The organism is Burkholderia sp. LMG 13014, from assembly GCF_905232215.1.
GTDB lineage: Bacteria > Pseudomonadota > Gammaproteobacteria > Burkholderiales > Burkholderiaceae > Burkholderia.
Genome location: NZ_CAJNKE010000636.1, coordinates 1 through 3,241, shown reverse-complemented (window position 1 = coordinate 3,241; position 3,241 = coordinate 1). Strand labels below are relative to the sequence as shown.

At 67.8% G+C, this 3,241-nt stretch carries 2 protein-coding genes and 1 pseudogene; all 3 read left to right on the top strand.

Annotation, left to right across the window (positions count from 1 at the left end):
• Window positions 1-336 precede the first annotated feature (336 nt).
• Complete coding sequence (locus JYJ84_RS32265; protein ID WP_122947257.1) at window positions 337-2,274, top strand: HAMP domain-containing histidine kinase; 1,938 nt, start codon at window positions 337-339, stop codon at window positions 2,272-2,274.
• A 142-nt stretch (window positions 2,275-2,416) separates the two neighbouring features.
• Window positions 2,417-3,073 (top strand): VC0807 family protein, encoded by a 657-nt coding sequence (locus JYJ84_RS32260; protein WP_122949537.1) that lies wholly within the window; start codon window positions 2,417-2,419, stop codon window positions 3,071-3,073.
• Window positions 3,074-3,147: 74 nt separating this feature from the next.
• A pseudogene (locus tag JYJ84_RS38595) lies at window positions 3,148-3,241 on the top strand (CPBP family intramembrane glutamate endopeptidase); the annotation flags it as partial.

Sequence of the window (3,241 nt, the reverse complement as noted above, 5' to 3'; positions counted from 1 at the left end):
CCCCCTCCCTGCCTTGCTGCCGTCGTCCGAAGCGGACTCGAAGCCGCGTACCGGTCGGGCACGACGCTTCAATACATTCGGAATCCAAACCATCCACCGTCACGCGCCACGGGCCCGATACGCGATCAGGGTTTCTCCGGATCAAGCGCGATTCGTTCGGTGTCGACAGGACATTGACGCAAGGCGATCCTGTGCCAGGCACGCTCAGGCTTCCCGGCCGAGATCGTTGCCGCCCCGTGAAGGCGGCTCCCTCCCCCACAAAAACCTTACGGCGTCACGGCGCAGACAGGCAGAGAATACGGGCCCACCCGGGATAGCTTGCAAACATGGTGTGTCATGAATCGATCATTCTCGTTTAACCGAGAACACGCATACAACATTCGATCGCTGACGATCCAGCAGAAGACGCACATCGGCTTCGCACTCGTCACAACGCTGCTGGCCTTGCTGTGCGGCACGATCATCTGGGGGAGTTTCCGGCAATACCGGCAGGAGAACGCCGACCTGCAGAGCTTCGAATTCGTCCGCGGGGCGATGCGCGCCGCCAACGTGATCTCGGCCGAGCGCGGCCCGACGAACAACCTGCTGGTCCGCCTGCAGGACGACGGCGCCACCGAGGCCCGCAACCTGCTCGCCGCGCGTGCGCGTTCCGACCGGGCGCTGGAACGCTTTCACGCCGGCATCGCGCAGGCGACCGCGCTCGACGATCGCGAACGCGGCAAGCTGCTGCAGGCACTCGACTCGGCCCGGATGACGCTCGCCGATGCGCGTGCGGAAGTCGATGCACTCGACGCGCGGCCGCTCGCGTCACGCACCGTCGACGATATCCAGCACGCGCAAGCACACCTGTTCCGGGTCGTCGACACGCTGTCGCTGCTGATCGACGGCGCGATGACCGACACCGCGATGCGCGCCCCGCGCACGTCGGGTGCGATCCTGCTGGCGCGGCTCCTCGGCGATCTCCGGGAATACGCGGGCCGCACGGGCTCGCTGCTCATCGCGCCGATGTTCGCGCGGCAGGCGCTCGATCGCACGCAGTTCGCGGACATCATGCGGATGCGCGGCCGCATCGAGCAATTGCGCGCGCTGATCGACGGCGCGATCGGCGCGCAGCTCGACGACCCCGACGTGGCACGCGACTATGCGCAGCTCAACACGGCCTTCGACGCGCACATCCTGCCGCTCGTCGACGCGACGGTCGCCAGCGGCCGGAACGGCGCCTATACGATGAGCGCGGCCGAGTTTTCCCGCGCGATCGTGCCGCATTTCCGGCCGAGCGAACTGCTGCGCGACCGCGTGATCGACCTGGCCCGGCGCCGCGCGATCGGCGACCGGAACGCCGCCCGGATCAAGGTCGGGTTGTCGTCGTTCGCCACGGCACTGTGCATCGCGATCCTGGTCTCGCTCGCGCGCGCCACGCAGCGGATGCTGTCGAAGCCGCTCGATGCGCTCGGCCGCCGGATCGTCGCGCTCAGCGACGGCGATACGTCGCACGTCGCGATGCCGCGCGGCATCGGGCCCGAGATCTCGCGCATCCATGACGCGCTGGAAACGTTGCGCAACGCGACGGTGCGCCGCGACATGCTCGAGCGCCAGCGCAACGACATGCTGACGCTGTTCTCGCACGACATGCGCGCACCGCTGACATCGCTGATCATCCTGATCGACACGCAGGCGCACCGGGCGGGCGATGCACCGACGAAGCTGCAGTTCGCGAGAATCGGCAAACTGGCGCGGCACACGCTGGCCATGGCCGACGGGTTCGCGCAGCTCTCGCGTGCGGAGGCCAGCGAATACGAACGCGTGCCGGTCAACCTCGCCGACCTGATGAACGAGGCGCGCGACGCGGTGTGGCCGCTCGCGCACCGGAAATCCATGTCGATCGACGACGTGCCGCGGCGCGACGACACGATCGTGCTGGGCGACCCGGCGCTGCTGTCGCGCGCGCTGATCAACGTGCTCGACAACGCGATCAAGTACAGCGCGCCGCTGACGAGCGTCGAATGCAAGGTCGAGCCGGGTGCCGACGGCACGACCGTGCGCTGCACGATCCGCGACAGCGGCTGCGGGATCGGCAGTGCGGACCAGATGCGGCTGTTCGAGCGCTACCGGCGCTTCCGCACCGCCGGCCAGCCGGAAACCAGCGGCGTCGGGCTCGGCATGGCGTTCGTCAAGGCAGTCGTCGAGCGGCATGAGGGCAACATCCATGTGCACAGTGTCGTGCTGCAAGGCACCACGGTCACGATCACGCTACCCGCGGCGGCGAATCCATGACGATGGCGCCACCGGCAACCGGCCGCTGCGACGCCGCAGCCCGGCCCGTTTCTTCGATATACTGGACCGAACCCTTTTCGGGGCAACCGGGGGCCACCACGCCCTTTGAACGTTCGCCCCAACCTGCGTGGAATGGCGCACCGTGAAACCGCGAGCCGGACTGATTCTCGAACTCTTCGTCAACCTGGTGCTGCCGTGGGTTGCCTATCGGGCCGCGCAGCCGTATTTCGGCGAAACCGGCGCGCTGTACGCATCGGCGGTCCCGCCGATCATCTGGTCGATCGTCGAATTCATCCGCTCGCGCCGCGTCGATGCGGTGGCGGCCATCGTGCTGCTCGGCATCGCGCTGTCGATCATCGGAATGGCGCTCGGCGGCAGCCCGCGCACGTTGCTGATGCGCGAGTCGCTCGCGTCGGGCACGATCGGCGTCGTGTTCCTGCTGTCGCTGTTCCGCGAACGCCCGTTGATCTTCTATCTCGCCCGCGCCACCATCGCCCGCGAGATGGACGGCGGCGCCGCGCATTTCGAAGCCGTCTGGGACGCGCAGCCGGGGCTGCGGCAGATGCTCCGGCGGATGACCTTCGTCTGGGGTGCGTTCATGACGCTGGAAATGCTGCTGCGCCTCTGGATGGTCGTGACCTGGCCGGTCGAACGCGTGCTGGTCGTGTCGCCGATCATCGGCTATGCCGTGTTCGGCTGCCTGCTGATGTGGACGTTCTGGTACCGGCGGCGGATGCGCGTGCGCAACAGCGTCCATATCCCGGGTCGCGACGGCGTCACCGAAACCGCCGGCCGCTAACCGCGCCCGGCCGGCATCGCAAGACGGCTGCTGTATGATGCGCGGCGTCTCGTCCGACGAATGCCGCACCTGTCATGTCCCTTTCGCTCCTTCCGTCCGCCACGATCTGGCTCGCCCTGTTCGCGGCCGCCGCGTTCGCGTGGCATCGCCCGCAGCACGGCCTGAGCG

Excerpts from the sequence above, each read along its gene's own strand:
- JYJ84_RS32265 (WP_122947257.1), top strand. The coding sequence starts at position 337 with ATGAATCGATCATTCTCGTTTAACCGAGAACACGCATACAACATTCGA.